The 16,105-nt window shown below is 65.4% G+C and carries 16 protein-coding genes; all 16 read left to right on the top strand.

Annotated features, from left to right (window positions below; genetic code table 11):
- Positions 1-92 precede the first annotated feature (92 nt).
- The 16 genes from rplQ (at position 93) to panC (ending at position 16,057) form a co-directional block, all read left to right on the top strand.
- Positions 93-512: a 50S ribosomal protein L17 gene (gene rplQ, locus CRO07_RS02910; RefSeq protein WP_097029187.1), complete on the top strand. Its 420-nt coding sequence runs from the start codon at positions 93-95 to the stop codon at positions 510-512.
- Between the two features lie 265 nt (positions 513-777).
- Positions 778-1,389, top strand: a complete 612-nt coding sequence (locus CRO07_RS02915; RefSeq protein WP_097029188.1) for an autoinducer binding domain-containing protein — start codon at positions 778-780, stop codon at positions 1,387-1,389.
- A 57-nt stretch (positions 1,390-1,446) separates the two neighbouring features.
- The gene (locus tag CRO07_RS02920; protein ID WP_097029189.1) at positions 1,447-2,835 is read left to right on the top strand and encodes a Do family serine endopeptidase; all 1,389 of its coding nucleotides are present in this window, start codon (positions 1,447-1,449) and stop codon (positions 2,833-2,835) included.
- Positions 2,836-2,864: 29 nt separating this feature from the next.
- Positions 2,865-4,175: a replication-associated recombination protein A gene (locus tag CRO07_RS02925; protein ID WP_097029190.1), complete on the top strand. Its 1,311-nt coding sequence runs from the start codon at positions 2,865-2,867 to the stop codon at positions 4,173-4,175.
- Positions 4,176-4,206: 31 nt separating this feature from the next.
- Positions 4,207-4,584: a fluoride efflux transporter CrcB gene (gene crcB / locus CRO07_RS02930; RefSeq protein ID WP_097029191.1), complete on the top strand. Its 378-nt coding sequence runs from the start codon at positions 4,207-4,209 to the stop codon at positions 4,582-4,584.
- Positions 4,581-5,618, top strand: coding sequence for an RluA family pseudouridine synthase (locus tag CRO07_RS02935; RefSeq protein WP_097029192.1), 1,038 nt, complete (start codon positions 4,581-4,583; stop codon positions 5,616-5,618). Before crcB ends, CRO07_RS02935 begins: the two co-directional genes overlap by 4 nt.
- Positions 5,618-6,325 carry an ATP12 family chaperone protein gene (locus CRO07_RS02940; RefSeq protein WP_097029193.1) on the top strand — a complete coding sequence of 236 codons (708 nt, stop codon included), beginning with the start codon at positions 5,618-5,620 and terminating at the stop codon, positions 6,323-6,325. Before CRO07_RS02935 ends, CRO07_RS02940 begins: the two co-directional genes overlap by 1 nt.
- Before the next feature lie 234 nt (positions 6,326-6,559).
- The gene (locus CRO07_RS02945; RefSeq protein WP_097029194.1) at positions 6,560-7,576 is read left to right on the top strand and encodes an amino acid ABC transporter substrate-binding protein; all 1,017 of its coding nucleotides are present in this window, start codon (positions 6,560-6,562) and stop codon (positions 7,574-7,576) included.
- 148 nt (positions 7,577-7,724) lie between these two features.
- The gene (locus CRO07_RS02950) at positions 7,725-8,987 is read left to right on the top strand and encodes an amino acid ABC transporter permease (protein ID WP_097029195.1); all 1,263 of its coding nucleotides are present in this window, start codon (positions 7,725-7,727) and stop codon (positions 8,985-8,987) included.
- Between the two features lies 1 nt (position 8,988).
- A complete protein-coding gene (locus tag CRO07_RS02955) occupies positions 8,989-10,323 on the top strand; it encodes an amino acid ABC transporter permease (protein ID WP_097029196.1) in 1,335 nt (444 codons plus the stop codon).
- A gap of 3 nt (positions 10,324-10,326) precedes the next feature.
- The gene (locus tag CRO07_RS02960) at positions 10,327-11,115 is read left to right on the top strand and encodes an amino acid ABC transporter ATP-binding protein (RefSeq protein WP_097029197.1); all 789 of its coding nucleotides are present in this window, start codon (positions 10,327-10,329) and stop codon (positions 11,113-11,115) included.
- Between the two features lie 209 nt (positions 11,116-11,324).
- Complete coding sequence (locus CRO07_RS02965) at positions 11,325-11,693, top strand: 2Fe-2S iron-sulfur cluster-binding protein (protein WP_097029198.1); 369 nt, start codon at positions 11,325-11,327, stop codon at positions 11,691-11,693.
- Between the two features lie 326 nt (positions 11,694-12,019).
- Positions 12,020-13,225 carry a M24 family metallopeptidase gene (locus CRO07_RS02970; RefSeq protein WP_097029199.1) on the top strand — a complete coding sequence of 402 codons (1,206 nt, stop codon included), beginning with the start codon at positions 12,020-12,022 and terminating at the stop codon, positions 13,223-13,225.
- 232 nt (positions 13,226-13,457) lie between these two features.
- A complete protein-coding gene (locus tag CRO07_RS02975) occupies positions 13,458-14,225 on the top strand; it encodes a L,D-transpeptidase (protein ID WP_176504474.1) in 768 nt (255 codons plus the stop codon).
- Between the two features lie 94 nt (positions 14,226-14,319).
- Positions 14,320-15,153 carry a 3-methyl-2-oxobutanoate hydroxymethyltransferase gene (panB, locus tag CRO07_RS02980; protein WP_097029200.1) on the top strand — a complete coding sequence of 278 codons (834 nt, stop codon included), beginning with the start codon at positions 14,320-14,322 and terminating at the stop codon, positions 15,151-15,153.
- Positions 15,154-15,208: 55 nt separating this feature from the next.
- On the top strand, positions 15,209-16,057 hold the full coding sequence (panC, locus tag CRO07_RS02985) for a pantoate--beta-alanine ligase (RefSeq protein ID WP_097029201.1): 849 nt from the start codon (positions 15,209-15,211) through the stop codon (positions 16,055-16,057).
- The last annotated feature ends 48 nt before the right edge of the window (positions 16,058-16,105 follow it).

Below are 16,105 nucleotides of genomic sequence, written 5' to 3' on the forward strand. Positions count from 1 at the left end.
CCCCCTTTCTACCCCCCGGGCAATCCGCCCCAACGACGCCGTCCGCAACGCACGAACGGCCAGACAAAGCAAAATGTGACTAGGAGACCATCATGCGTCACGCTCGCGGCTACCGCCGTCTGAACCGCACCCACGAACATCGCAAGGCGCTGTTCGCCAACATGTCCGGTTCGCTGATCGAACATGAGCAGATCAAGACCACTCTGCCCAAGGCCAAGGAACTGCGTCCGATCATCGAAAAGCTGATCACGCTGGCCAAGCGCGGCGACCTGCACGCCCGCCGTCAGGCTGCGGCGCAGCTGAAAGAAGATCGCCACGTCGAGCGTCTGTTCGCGATCCTCGGCCCGCGTTATGCCAACCGCGCTGGCGGCTATGTCCGTGTGCTGAAGGCCGGCTTCCGCTATGGCGACATGGCGCCGATGGCGATCATCGAATTCGTCGATCGCGACCCGAGCGCGAAAGGCGCCGCCGACAAGGCCCGCACCGCCGCGGAAGAGGCTGTCGAAGAATAATTCCGGTCACATCGCCGGTTGAAGTGCCCGCCTTTTCAAAGGCGGGCTTTTTCATTTTGGGGCTTCGGATTTTCGCGTTTTGCGCCGAATGGATGGGTTTTCCCGTAAAGAGAGAGGGTCGGGCCTCGGATTCTCCATTGCAAAAACGCCTATAATTTCGCATTATTGAATTTGAATAAATACGTCTCGTTCGGGTGATGTTTTCGTTAATTCCCCGGCCGGCAGTTTCGGCGAAGCCGTCCCCATCCAGCGTGTTGTTTCTCGAATGGCAATAAACTCGAAACTTGATCTTGAAATCGGGCAGGTGCAGCTGATCGCCCCTTCGGGGCATTTCATCGGGCTTCATATCCGGTTTGCGTCGCCGCTTGTCGTGTTGCATGGCTACTGTCAGGACTGGCTTGACTATTACACCGAGCAGGGGTTCGTCATTCACGATCCCACGGTGCTCTGGGGTTTTGCCAATACCGGGGTTCGCCGTTGGCGTGATTTCGTCGATTGCGACCCGCGTGGGGTATTTTCTGCCGCTGCGCAATTCGATCTGAGGTATGGTGTGACCTGCGCGTTCGGCCCAAGCCGGTCCCGCAGTCTGGGCAATTTCGCCCGGTCCGATCGCGAATTCACCGATGGAGAGATGCAGCAACTGGATCATCTCATTCAAAGGTTGCATGCGGCGACCGAACCGGCCGAGGAATTGACTACAGCCCAGGTCGAGGCGTTGCGGTGTATCGCCAATGGCGATCGTCATGCCGCGGCGGCGCTGAAGCTTGGGATTTCGGAAAGCGCGCTGAAGGCGCGGCTGGTCAGCGCGCGGCAGCGCCTTGGCGCGCGCACCACGGCCGAGGCGATCCAGCGCGCCAAGGATTCGCGGCTGATCTAGGCGCTTGCACCGGCGGCGCCGCGGCTTACATTCCGGCCGCGGGTTCTTGAGGTTCCGATGCGCCACCGTTTCCTGTCCGTTGCCACTGCCATAGCCTTTGCCCTGCCGGTCGCAGTCCCGGCCGAGACGCGCGTCCCCGAATCGGCGGCGCAGATCTCGTTGAGTTTTGCGCCCGTGGTCCGGGCGGCTGCGCCGGCGGTGGTGAACATCTACGCCACGCGGGTGGTGGAAGAGCGTGTCAGCCCCTTCGCCGCCGATCCGTTCTTTGACCAGTTCTTTCGCGATTTCGGCCGGCGGCAGCCGCGGGTGCAGAACTCGCTGGGCTCGGGGGTGATCGTTTCGGGCGATGGGGTGGTGGTGTCGAACTTTCATGTCGTGGGGCAGGCGGATGCGATCCGCGTGGTGCTGAACGACCGCCGCGAATACGAGGCCGAGGTGATGCTGTCCGATCAGGACAGCGATCTGGCGATTCTGAAGCTGCGTGACGCCAGCGACCTGCCGCATCTGGCGCTGCGCGATTCGGATGGGATCGAGGTGGGCGAACTGGTGCTGGCGATCGGCAACCCGTTCGGGGTCGGGCAGACGGTTTCGCAGGGGATCGTGTCGGGGCTGGCGCGGTCCGGGCTGTCGATCGACGGCGGGCGGGGCTATTTCATTCAGACCGATGCCGCGATCAATCCGGGAAATTCGGGCGGCGCGCTGGTGGATGTCGCCGGGCAGCTGGTGGGGATCAACACCGCGATCCTGACCCAGTCGGGCGGATCGAACGGGATCGGTTTTGCGATTCCGGCCAATCTGGTGCGCAGCTTTCTGGCGCAGGCCGAGGCGGGGGAAAGCCGGTTCCGCCGGCCCTGGGCCGGGGTGAACGGGCAGGCGGTCGATGCGGCCCTGGCCGCGGCGATGGGCATCGCGCGCCCAGAGGGCGTGATTCTGACCGAGTTGCACGAGGAAAGCCCGTTCCGCGCCGCCGGATTGCGCGCGGGCGACGTGGTCCTGTCCCTGGGCGGTCAGCGCACCGACAGCCCGCAAGAGGTGATGTTCCGCCTGTCTGCGATGGGTCTGGGCGGCGAGGCCACGGTGACCTTCCTGCGCGACGGCAAGCCCCGACAGGCGGTGGTGGCGCTGGTGGCCCCGCCCGACCGCCCGGACCGCGAGACGTTGACGCTGCGCGAATCGGTGCTGGCCGGGTTGACGGTCGAGCGGATCAATCCCGCGGTCTCGGCCGAGATGGGTCTGCCGTTTTCGGTCGCGGGGGTGGTGGTGCGCGCGGTGGATGGCCCTGCCGCCCGTGCCGGCCTGCGTCCCGGCGACATCCTGCGCGAGGTCAACGGCCGAGAGATCCAGCGCCCGCGCGATCTGTTGATCGCGGCGCGCGAACGGGTGCGCTGGTGGCAGGTGGATGTGCTGCGCGACGGCCAGTCGTTGCGCCTGCGCTTCCGGTTGTGACCCTGCGCCGGCGGGCGTAGGTTGGGGCCATGTCCGATCTGTTCGACAGCCCCGCCCAATCCGCCCCCGAGGCGCCCCGCCCGCTGGCCGACCGGCTGCGGCCCAAGGCGCTGGCCGAGGTGATCGGGCAGGACAAGGTGCTGTCAGCCGACGGCCCGCTGGGCGCGATGCTGGCATCGCGCAGCCTGTCCTCGTTGATCCTGTGGGGGCCGCCCGGTGTGGGCAAGACCACCATCGCGCGGCTGCTGGCAAAGGAAACCGATCTGGCCTTTGTGCAGATTTCCGCGATCTTCACCGGCGTGCCCGACTTGCGCAAAGTGTTCGAAGCTGCGCGGCTGCGGCGTCAGAACGGGCAGGGGACGCTGTTGTTCGTGGACGAGATCCACCGTTTCAACAAGGCGCAGCAGGACGGGTTCCTGCCGCACATGGAAGACGGCACGATCCTTCTGGTCGGCGCCACCACCGAAAACCCCAGCTTCGAATTGAACGCCGCGCTGATGTCGCGGGCGCAGGTGATCGTGCTGGAGCGGTTGACGCTGGCGGATCTGGAACGTCTTGCGCAACGGGCCGAGCATGACCTTGGCCGCGCCCTGCCGCTGGATGGCCCCGCGCGCGAGGCGCTGCTGGAAATGGCCGACGGCGACGGCCGGGCGCTGCTCAATCTGGTCGAGCAGGTGATGGCGTGGCGCGTGGCCGGTTCCCTGAGCCGCGATCAACTGGCCACCCGGCTGATGCGGCGCGCGGCCAAATACGACAAGTCCGGCGAGGAACATTACAACCTGATCTCGGCGCTGCACAAATCGGTGCGGGGATCGGACCCGGATGCCGCACTTTACTGGTTCGCCCGGATGCTCGAGGGCGGCGAAGACCCGCGCTTTCTGGCCCGGCGCATCACCCGGATGGCGGTCGAGGATATCGGCCTTGCCGATCCGCAGGCGCAGGGGATCTGCCTTGAGGCATGGCAGAGCTATGAACGTCTTGGCTCGCCCGAGGGCGAGTTGGCGCTGGCCGAGGCGCTGGTTTACCTTGCGCTCGCCCCGAAATCGAACGCGGTCTATGTGGCTTACAAGGCCGCGCGGGCGGCAGCGCGGCAGACCGGATCGGAACCGCCGCCGAAACATATCCTGAACGCGCCGACCAGGATGATGAAGGACATCGGCTATGGCGCGGGCTATGCCTATGACCACGACGCCGAGGATGGCTTTTCCGGGCAGGACTACTTCCCCGAAGGCATGAAGCGCCCGGTCTGGTATCTGCCGCAGGAACGCGGCTTCGAACGCGAGTTGAAGAAGCGCGTGGACTATTTCGCAAAGCTGCGGGCACGGCGGCAGGGCGGTTGACAACCAACCGGCAAGGGCACACAGAGACGCGATGATGACCTCTCTTGTTCAAGTGGCGCTGGGCGGGGCGCTGGGCGCGTCGGCGCGCTACCTCGTCAATGTCGCCTCGATGCGGCTGTTCGGGGCTGGCTTTCCGGTGGGAACCATGACGGTGAACATCCTTGGATCGTTCCTGATGGGGGTTCTGGTCCTGGTGCTGGCGATGAAGGGCGGCAACCGTTTCGCGCCGTTCCTGATGACCGGCATCCTTGGCGGCTTCACCACCTTTTCGGCGTTTTCGCTGGATGCGGTCACGCTTTATGAACGTGGGCAGGTGGGGCTGGCTGCGGTCTATGTGGGCGGCTCGGTGGTGCTGTCATTGGTGGCAATGTTTGCGGGCATGGCCGCGATGAGGAGCGTTTTTGCATGAGCGTGCAACTTCTGAAGGTGACCGCCGATGAAGGCGAACAGCGGCTGGACCGCTGGTTCAAGCGCCGCTTTCCGCATCTGACCCAAGGCGCGGTGGAAAAGATGTGCCGCACCGGGCAGGTCCGGGTGGATGGCGCGCGGGCCAAGGCGTCCGACCGGGTGGCCGAGGGGATGGAAATCCGCGTTCCGCCGCTGCCCGATCCTGACGCGCCGCGTCCCGATGCGCCGAGGATCACCAAGTCCGACGAGCAGATGATCCAGGACTGCGTGATCTATAAAGACAATGACATCATCGTGCTGAACAAGCCGGCGGGCCTGCCCTCGCAGGGCGGCTCGGGTCAGGGCGAGCGGCATGTGGATGGCCTGACCGAGGCGCTGAAGTTCGGCTACAAGGAACGCCCGAAGCTGGTTCACCGGCTGGACAAGGATACGTCCGGCGTGCTGGTTCTGGCGCGCACCGATCGGGTGGCGCGGGCCTTGTCGGAAAGCTTCCGGCACAGGAACACCCGCAAGATCTATTGGGCGCTGGTCGCCGGGGTGCCGACCCCCAAGCAGGGCTCGATCAAATATGCGCTGATGAAGGCGCCGGGGCACGGCCGCGGCGGCGAGGGCGAAAAGATGCTGTGCATCCACCCCGCCAAGGTCGCGGACTACCCCGAGGCGAAGCGGGCGCAGACCGATTTCTTCACGCTCTGGTTCCTTGGCACCCGTTGCGCATGGATGGCACTGTCGCCGATCACCGGGCGCACGCATCAGTTGCGCGCCCACATGGCCGAACTGGGCCACCCGATCGTGGGCGACGGCAAATACGGCGGCTCGGGGCAAGAGAATCTGGGCGATGGCTGGGGCGCCAATCTGGGAGGCGAGATCAGCCGCAAGTTGCATCTGCACGCCCGCAGCCTGACCGTGGAACATCCGATCCGCAAGGAACCCGTCACCTTTACCGCGCCGCTGCCGCCGCACATGGTCAAGACTTGGAAGCTCTTGGACTGGAAGGAAGGCGATGTGCCGGAAGATCCGTTCGGGGGGCGCTGATGGCGGGCTGGACGGCAAAACGCTTCTGGCAACAGGCTGTGGTCGTGCCCGAGGGCGCAGGTTTTCGCGTCACCCTTGACGGGCGCCCGGTCCGAACCCCGGCCAAGACGCCGCTGATCCTGCCGTCGCGCCCGCTGGCCGAGGCGATTGCCGCGGAATGGCAGGCGCAAGACGGCACGGTGCGCCCCGAAACCATGCCCTTCACCCGGTCGGCCAATTCCGCACTGGACAAGGTGGCGGTGCAGTTCGACGAGGTGGCCGAGATGCTGGCCGCCTATGGCGAAACCGATCTGCTGTGTTATCGCGCCGCCGCGCCCGCGGCGCTGACCCAGCGGCAGGCGGATGCCTGGGATCCGCTGCTGGACTGGGCGGCCCGGGCGCTGTCGGCGCCGCTTCATGCGACGGTGGGGGTGATCCCGCAGGCGCAGCCCGGCGAAAGCCTGTCGCGTCTGGCGGCGCGGGTTCATGCGTTGTCGCCGTTCCAGTTGGCGGCGTTTCACGATCTTGTGGCGATCTCGGGGTCTCTGGTGATCGCGCTGGCGGTGATCGACGGCCGGCTGACCGCCGAGGACGGCTGGGCCGTCTCGCGCGTTGACGAAAGCTGGCAAAGCGAACAATGGGGCGAGGATGACGAGGCCGCCGAGGTCGAAGCCTGCCGTCGCGAGGCGTTCCTGCATGCTGCGCGATTCTTTGCATTGTGCGGGTGACACCCCCCGCCGTTCCGCCATGCCCGCGTCGCAAACGCGCATAAGCGATTCGCAATCGGGTTAATTTGCTGCAAAATCCGGCAGATTTCCGGTTTGACTTGACGTTTCAAACGCCTTCGGTCGACACTGACGGCTACCGCGAGGATGGTATCCTCGGCAAAATGCGTCTCCGTAACATCGGGGATGAGCAAGGATCCGCCTGTGAATCCGGGCGGCAATCAGGAAGAGGTACGTATGAAACAATCCGTCTTTCTTGGCACGCTGACCGCGGCGGGCCTTGCTGCTGGCGTTGCGTCGGCGGCGACGCTCGATGATGTAAAGGCACGGGGCGAGCTGAACTGCGGTGTCTCCACCGGCCTGACGGGCTTTTCTCTCCCCGATGCCAACGGCAACTGGACCGGCTTCGACGTCTCGTTCTGCCGGGCGGTCGCCGCGGCGGTGCTGGGAGACGGCAGCAAGGTCAAGTTCGTGCCGACGACCGGGCAGACCCGCTTTACCGCGCTTGCCTCGGGCGAGGTGGACGTGCTGGCCCGCAACTCGACCTGGACCTTTTCGCGCGACACAGACCTGAAGCTCGATTTCATCGGTGTGAACTACTATGACGGTCAGGGCTTCATGGTGCGCAAGGATCTGGGCGTGACCTCGGCCAAGGAACTGGATGGCGCCACCGTCTGCATCCAGACCGGCACCACGACCGAACTGAACCTTGCCGACTGGTTCAAGATCAACAACCTCAGCTATACCCCGGTCGCGATCGAGACCAACGCCGAGGGCGAACAGCAATATGCCGCCGGCGCCTGCGACGCCTATACCACCGACGCCTCGGGGCTTGCCTCGACCCGCGCGGCCTTTGCCGATCCGGAAAACCACATCATCCTGCCCGAGATCATCTCGAAAGAGCCGCTTGGGCCGGCCACGCGCCACGGCGACAACGAATGGACCGACATCGTTCGCTGGACGCTGAATGCGCTGATCGCCGCCGAGGAATACGGGGTGACTTCGGCCAACATGGACGAACTGGCGGCGTCTTCGCCGAACCCGGAAATCCGTCGCCTGCTGGGCGTCGAGGGCGATCTGGGGCCGATGATCCGGCTGGACAAGGGCTGGGCCAAGCGCGCCATCGCGGTGGGCGGCAACTATGGCGAGATCTTTGCCGCCACCATCGGCGAGGCCACCCCGATCGGTCTGGCCCGCGGCCTGAACGCGCAATGGACGCAGGGCGGCCTGCTTTACGCGCCGCCGTTCCGTTGATCTGACACGGGGCGCCCTCAGGGGCGCCCTTTTTCGTCGCGCGCCGCATCAAGGGGGCGGCGCGGATGCAACGACAGGACGCGAGGGGCGCAACGACGCCAACCCGCCGGCTTGACCGGCCCCGCGATCCAATCAATGGGGAATTCCGATGGCCAACGTCCCGGACGCGCCGAAAGAGTCCTTTCGGCTCAGTATGTTGCTATACGATACGCGGTATCGTTCGCTGACCATTCAGGTCTTCGTCTTCATGCTGTTCATGGCCGGCGCCGCCTGGCTGGTGGACAACACGATCCGCAACCTTGCGGCTCTCGGCAAGGATTTCAACTTCGGCTTCCTGTGGAACCGGGCGGGGTATGACATCAGCCAGCGGCTGGTCGAATACACCAACGACAGCAGCCATGGCCGGGCCATGCTGGTGGGGCTGCTGAACACGCTTCTGGTGGCGTTTCTCGGGTGTCTAGCCGCCACGGTGATCGGGGTTCTGGTCGGCGTCTTGCGGTTGTCGAAGAACTGGCTGGTCGGGCGGCTGATGACCGCCTATGTCGAACTGTTCCGCAACATTCCGCTGCTGCTGTGGATCATCCTGATCTACGCCGTCTTTACCGAGGCGACGCCGGCGCCCAACGCCTTCCGCCCCAACCCCGAAACCGGGATCGCCAGCCAGTCGATGTTTCTGGACGCGATCGCGGTAACCAACCGCTATACCGCGGTGCCCAACCCGGTCTTCAGCCGCGAGTTGGGCTGGCTGAATCTGGGCCTGTTTTACGTCAACCTTGACGTGATCGCGGTGATTGCGGCGGCCGTGCTGGGCTGGTGGCTGAACCGGATGGTGAAGGCCCGCGCCACCCGCATCCAGAACGCCACCGGCATCCGGCCGGCCACATGGTGGTCGTCGCTGCTGCTGTTGGTGGGGCTGCCGGTGGCGGTGCTGCTGGGCCTTGGGTTCCATCTGGAATATCCCGGGCTGAAAGGCTTCAACTTCGTCGGCGGCATCAACGTTTCAAACTCGTTCATGGCCTTGTGGCTGGCGCTGTCGCTGTATACCGGCGCCTTCATTGCCGAAATCGTGCGTGCCGGGATCATGGCGATCTCGCGCGGGCAGTCCGAAGCGGCCTTTGCGCTGGGCCTGCGCCCGGGGCGGACCATGAGCCTTGTGATCTTGCCGCAGGCGCTTCGGGTCATCATCCCGCCGCTGATCTCGCAGTATCTGAACCTGACCAAGAACTCGTCGCTGGCCATCGCCGTGGGTTATCTTGACCTGCGCGGCACGCTGGGCGGCATCACGCTGAACCAGACCGGACGAGAGCTGGAATGTGTGCTGCTGATGATGCTGATCTATCTGACGATCAGCCTGCTGATCTCGGGGGCGATGAACGTCTACAACGCCTCGGTCAAGCTGAAGGAGCGGTGAGATGAGCGACACCCCCGCCCAGACCGTGCCCTTCGTGCGCGACACGATGCTGCCGCCCGCGCCGCCCCCGGCAAGTCAGGCCGGCGCCCTGCGCTGGCTGCGCGAGAACCTGCTCTCGGGGCCGCTGAACATTGCGCTGACGCTGCTGGGGATCGGGGCGGTCTGGTATCTGTTGCAGGGAATCGTGCCGTGGCTGGCCCATTCGGTCTGGTCTGCCGACAACCTGACCCAGTGCCGCCAGATCATCACCGACCGCTGGGGCGAGGGCGCCACCGGCGCCTGCTGGGCCGTGATCCGCGAACGCTGGACGCAGTTCCTGTTCGGTTTCTATCCGCAGCACCTTTACTGGCGGCCGACGCTGGCCTTTGCGCTGCTGTTCGTGGCGCTGGCGCCGGTGCTGTTCGCCCGCGTGCCGAAAAAACTGTTGTGGTTCAGCGTGGCCTATCCCTTCGTGGCGTTCTGGCTGCTGTGGGGCGGGTCGCTGTTCCTGCCGCTGACGGTGGCGGCGGGCTTCGGGCTGGGCTGGGCTGCCTTTGCGCTGCTGCACCGCTTTGGCACCATTCCGGCGGTCGCTGCGGCGGTTCTGCTGCCGGTGTTGTGGTGGCTGCTCTTTGCGGGCGATCTGTCGCGCGATCTGACGGGCCTTGTCGGCCGCGAGGTGCCGTTCTGGCTGGAGCAGGTCCGGTCCGACAAGTTTGGCGGCTTCGTGCTGGCCATCACCATCGGCGTTGCCGGGATCGCGCTGTCGCTGCCGCTTGGGATCATGCTGGCCTTGGGCCGGCAGTCGGACATGTTCCTGATCAAGACGCTGGCGGTCTCGTTCATCGAGTTCATCCGCGGCGTGCCGCTGATCACGCTGCTGTTCACGGCCTCGCTCTTGCTGAACTACTTTCTGCCGCCGGGGACGACCTTCGACATCATCCTGCGCGTCATCATCATGGTGACGCTGTTCGCCGCGGCCTATATCGCCGAGGTGATCCGCGGCGGTCTGGCAGCCCTTCCCCGCGGCCAGTACGAGGCCGCCGACGCGCTGGGGCTGGACTACTGGAAGGCGCAGCGCCTGATCATCCTGCCACAGGCGCTGAAGATCTCGATCCCCGGCATCGTCTCGACCTTCATCGGCATGTTCAAGGACACGACGCTGGTGGTGTTCGTGGGGCTTCTTGACCCGCTGAAGGGCATCACCGACGCCGTGCGCGCCTCGACCGACTGGAAGGGGATCTACTGGGAGCCTTACATCTTCGTCGGCGCCATCTTCTTCATCTTCAACTTCGCCATGTCGCGCTATTCGATGCATCTCGAACGCCGGCTGAAGACCGACCACCGCCAGGAGTAGCCCATGTCCGAAGTCATCGACCGCAGGATCGACCGCAGCCATATGCAGGTCAGCGATGAGGTCGCGATCCAGATCAGCCGGATGAACAAGTGGTATGGCAGCTTTCACGTCCTGCGCGACATCGACATGACCGTCCACAAGGGCGAGCGGATCGTGATCTGCGGCCCGTCGGGGTCCGGCAAGTCCACGCTGATCCGCTGTATCAACCGGCTGGAGGAACACCAGTCCGGCAAGATCGTGGTGGACGGGATCGAACTGACATCCGACCTGAAGAACATCAACAAGGTCCGGTCCGAAGTCGGGATGGTGTTCCAGCACTTCAACCTGTTCCCGCATCTGACGATTCTGGAAAACTGCACGCTGGCGCCGATCTGGGTCCGCAAGACGCCGAAGCGCGAGGCCGACGAAGTGGCGATGCACTTCCTGAAAAAGGTGAAGATCCCGGAACAGGCGCATAAATACCCCGGCCAGTTGTCAGGCGGCCAGCAGCAGCGGGTGGCCATCGCGCGGTCGCTGTGCATGAAGCCGCGGATCATGCTGTTTGACGAACCCACCTCGGCGCTTGATCCCGAGATGATCAAAGAGGTTCTCGACACCATGATCGAACTGGCCGAAGAAGGCATGACCATGCTGTGCGTCACGCATGAGATGGGCTTTGCGCAGGCGGTAGCGAACCGGGTGATCTTCATGGATCAGGGCCAGATCGTCGAACAGAACGAACCGGCCGAGTTCTTCCGCAACCCGCGCAGCGATCGGACCAAGCTGTTCCTGAGTCAAATCCTCGGTCACTGACTGCCGCAAGATTGGGCGCCGTGCCGGGGGATCGCGCCCGTTTCGGCAGTTTGCCCTGAAAACCGGCAGATACCGGCTGTTGCCCGCTGTGGTGCCTGCGACGGCGGCCGGGGGCGGCATGTGCGTCCGCGCTTGCTATCGTTCCGTCACGGAGGAGCCTCGCCCGCTCCGCAGGGAGGCGGACGGGCGGCCACAGAGGGACGCGTCACATGGCAAACATCACCTTTTCGTCGCCGATCATGCACGAGCAGAAGACGGTCTATGCCGTCGCCGGCGACACCAAGACGATCCTCGCGCTTGCCGAGGAACACCGGATCCCGATCCCCTTCGATTGCAAGGACGGCAACTGCGCCTCTTGCCTGATCGAGGTGACCTATGCAGAGCCTTCGGTGAAGAAGGGTATCCACCTGACCGAGAAGGAAAAGGCGAAACTGCGGGAACTGGGCAAGATCACCGCCGCCGAAATCGAGGATGCCGAGGTGCGCGACATGCCACCGCGCTATCGTCTGGCCTGCCAGTTCATCGCCCGCGACGAGGATGTGACGGTCAGCTTCACTGGCGAACCCGGCGGCGCCTGATCCGTGCCGAAGGCGCTTGACAGGACGCAGGCGCCTGCGGGATGAAAGATCAACTCTTGCGTCCCACAAGGGCAAGGCGTCGTCTTCCATTCCCTGACGGGAAAAAGACATGCCTTGCACGCCCGTAGGGGCAAACCTTCGTCTTGCGCCCCCGCCGGGGCGCGGGCAGCCCTTCGGGGCAGGAGCAGCGCACACGCGGCGATGGCGTCGCCGCGAGGAAGGGGCAGCCCTTCCGGTGCTTGCGGGGGGGGCATACCCCCGTATCCGTCCTGTACGCCGGGACTCTTTCAGGGTCCGGCATCGGGCCCTTTGTGATGAGGTCCGAAATGGAACGCCCCGAAAACTATCGCTTTCACAATGGCGCCAAGGCCGCGCTGCCCTTCGCCCCCGAAGAATATCAGGCCCGTCTGGAAGGTCTGCGCGACCTGATGGAGATGCACTCGCTGGATGCGGTGGTGCTGACCTCGATGCATAACGTGGCCTATTACTCGGGCTTTCTGTATTGCTCGTTCGGGCGGCCCTATGCCTGTGTGGTGACGCCCACCGATTGCGTGACCGTCAGCGCGGGGATCGACGCGGGCCAGCCGTGGCGCCGCAGCGTGGCCGACAACATCACCTACACCGACTGGCAACGCGACAATTTCTGGCGCACGGTGGCGCAGGTGACGGGCACCGGCCGCGCCATCGGCTGCGAGGCCGACCACCTGACCATGGTGCAGGCGGAAAAGCTGAACGCCTTTCTGAAGCCGGTTCGCGGCATGGACATCGCCCCCGGAACCATGGCGCAGCGCATGGTCAAATCCCCGGCCGAGATCGCGCTGATCCGCCATGGCGCGCAGGTGGCCGATGTGGGCGGCCATGCCATCCGCGACGCGGTGAAGGTGGGCGCGACCGAGCTTGAGATCGCCATGGCAGGGCGCGACGCGATGGAATCCGAGATCGCCCGCCGCTTCCCGGATGCCGAATACCGCGACACATGGGTGTGGTTCCAGTCGGGGTTGAACACCGACGGCGCGCACAACCCGGTGACGAACCGGGCGCTTCAGCGCGGCGATATCCTGTCGCTGAACTGCTTTCCGATGATTTCGGGCTATTACACTGCGCTGGAACGGACGATGTTCGTGGCCGACTGCGATCCCGCCAGCCTGAAGATCTGGCAGGCCAATGTCGCAGCCCACGAATACGGCATGAGCCTGCTGAAACCGGGCGCCAACTGCGCCGGGATCACCGCGCAGATCAACGCCTTTTTGGCCGAGCGCGACCTGCTGCGCTATCGCACCTTCGGCTACGGCCACTCGTTCGGGGTGTTGTCGCATTACTATGGCCGCGAAGCCGGGCTGGAACTGCGCGAGGATATCGACACGGTGCTGGAACCCGGCATGGTGATCTCGATGGAGCCGATGCTGACCATCGCCGACGGCCAACCCGGTGCCGGCGGCTACCGCGAGCATGACATCCTTGTCATCACCGAGGATGGCGCCGAGAACATCACCGGCTATCCCTACGGCCCCGATTTCAACATCGTCGGCTGATCCCGGCGTCGGATTTCGCCGGGGTCGCGGCCGGGGGGGCGGGCACTTCCCCCCGGGCGTTTCGGTGACCGCAGCGGTGTGCCGCGCCCCGGCTGTCGCGGGGGCGGCGATCCTCCGGTCACTGCTGTCGTCCCTGCGGGCGGCAGCGGGCAAGGTGGCGCGGCAAGGACACGCCCGGGTTCTTTCCGTCCGCCGGGCCTTGACGGGGGCGGCGGGGCGTGGCGGATCTGACATGCAGATTTCCAGAACAGGGTTGACCGTGACCGGCCGCATTCTCTCCCTCGTGCTTTTCGCCCTTCTTCCGTTCCTTGCCGCCTGTGGGCAGGCGCCGAGCGTGACGGGGCGGCATCATCCGCTGTATCCCGGCATCCAGGACGGCGAGTTCTTCATCGAGCCGGTCGCGGCGAAATATCTGACCGAACAGAACATCCGGACCGAGGTCGACTATGCCGGCCCCGAGGCGCCCGGCACCATCGTCGTCGATACCTTCGCGCGCCGGCTGTATCATGTGATGGAGAACGGCCGCGCGATGCGCTATGCCATTGCGGTGGGCAAAGAGGGGCTGGCCTTCCGCGGCAGTGCCAAGGTTGGCGCCAAGCGCGAATGGCCGTCGTGGCAGCCCACCGCCAACATGCTGCGCACCCAGCCCGAGATGTATGGCGACTATGCCGCGGGCCTGCCGGGCGGGCTGGACAATCCGCTGGGCGCGCGGGCGCTGTATCTGTACCGCGGCGGCAAGGACACCCGCTTTCGCATCCATGGCACGGTGCAGAACGCCTCGATCGGTCATGCCACCTCGGCGGGTTGCATCCGGTTGTTCAATCAGGATGCCATCGACCTTTACGACCGGGTAGAGGTCGGCGCCGCCGTCAAGGTCCGCACAGAATCCGAGTCGCTGGAACTGGAAGGCCCGTTCCACGAGGACGAATACGGCCGCATCGTTCAGGGCCCCGCGCCCGAGACCCCCGCCGATGAGATCGTGATGGCTGCCGCCAACTGACGGCGGCGGCGGCGGTTGGCAAGGATCTGCTGGCTTCTTCGGCACTTGGCCGCTATATGCCTCGCAATGTTGCTCTGGGGGGAGACAAGAAGCGATGAGCGCGAACAGCCCTGTCCGCCCGGTGATGGCGGCCGACATCCGTGCCCGCAAGGGCGGCGCACCCCTTGTCTGCCTGACCGCCTATACCACGCCGATGGCGCGGCTGGTGGATCAGCATTGCGACATCACGCTGGTCGGGGACAGTCTGGGGATGGTGGTCCATGGCCTGCCATCGACCCTTGGTGTCACGCTTGAGATGATGATCCTGCACGGGCAGGCGGTGGCGCGCGGCACCTCGCGCGCGATGCTGGTCATCGACATGCCCTTTGGCAGCTATGAGGAAAGCCCCGCGCAGGCCTTTGCCAATGCCCGTCGCCTGATGGCCGAAACCGGCTGCGCCGCGGTGAAGCTGGAAGGCGGGCGGCACATGGCCGAGACGATCCGCTTTCTGGTCGATCGTGGCATCCCGGTGATGGCCCATGTCGGGCTGACCCCGCAGGCGGTGAATGCGCTGGGCGGCTACAAGGTGCAGGGCCGTGGTGCGGATGCCGACCGGGTGATGGCCGATGCGCAGGCGGTCGAGGCGGCGGGGGCGTTCTCGGTCGTGCTGGAAAAGGTGCCGGACGGGTTGTCGCGCCGCATCACCAGCGCGCTGGAGATCCCGACCATCGGCATCGGCGCCTCGGCCGGCTGCGATGGGCAGGTGCTGGTGCTGGACGACATGCTGGGCCTGTTCACCGACTTCCGTCCGAAGTTCGTGAAACGCTACGCCGAGCTTGGCCATGCCGCCGACGAGGCCATCGCCGCCTATGCCGCCGAGGTCCGCGCCCGCCGCTTCCCCGGCCCCGAACATGTGTTTCCTGACGAATTGAAGGGCGAAAAGCCGTGATGTCCGACATGGTTCCGATCCGCGTATGGCCTTGCCCCCCCATGATGGGGCGCGCATGGTGACCCCGCCGCCGATCCTGCGCACGGTTGCCGAGCTGCGCGCCCTCGTCGGTCTGTGGAAGCGCGCGGGCCAAACCGTTGGCGTCGTGCCCACCATGGGCGCCCTGCACGAAGGCCACCTGAGCCTTGCCCGTCTGGCCCGTGCCGACAGCGACCGGGTGATCGTCACGATTTTCGTGAACCCGCGGCAGTTCAACAACCCTTCGGACCTTGAGAAATACCCCCGGACCGAGGATCGCGATGCCGCCATGCTGGCGGGGCTTGGCGTGGACGCGGTCTTTGCGCCTGCCCCAGATGAGGTCTATCCGCCGGGCTTTGCCTCGACGGTGTCGGTTGCCGGGGTCAGCGAACCGCTGGAAGGCGCACACCGGCCCGGGCATTTCGACGGTGTGGCGACGGTCGTGGCCAAACTGTTTGGCATGACCATGGCCGACCGCGCCTTCTTTGGTGAAAAGGACTGGCAGCAACTGATGGTGGTCAGGCGGCTGGTGGCCGATCTGAACATCCCCGTCGCCATCGTCGGCTGCCCCACCGTGCGCGAGGCGGACGGGCTGGCGATGTCGTCGCGCAATGTCCGGCTGTCGCCTGCGGCCCGCGCCCGCGCGCCCGCGCTCTATCGCGCGCTGGACGTTGCCGCCGTGGCGCTGCGTGCCGGAACCCCGATCCCCGAGGCGCTGGTGGCCGCCCGTGCCGCCGTTCTGGCCGCGGGCTACGATTCGGTTGATTACCTCGACCTGCGCTCGGCCGAGGGGTTGATGCCGGTGGATCGGCTGGATGGCGCGGCCCGGCTTCTGGTCGCAGCCACGCTGGACGGCGTGCGTCTGATCGACAATATCGCGGTCTGATCCGACGGCGGCCGCGCGCGTCACCGGCGCGGCCATCTGCCCGATGCC

The sequence above is a fragment of the Cereibacter ovatus genome (genome assembly GCF_900207575.1).
Lineage (GTDB): Bacteria > Pseudomonadota > Alphaproteobacteria > Rhodobacterales > Rhodobacteraceae > Cereibacter_A > Cereibacter_A ovatus.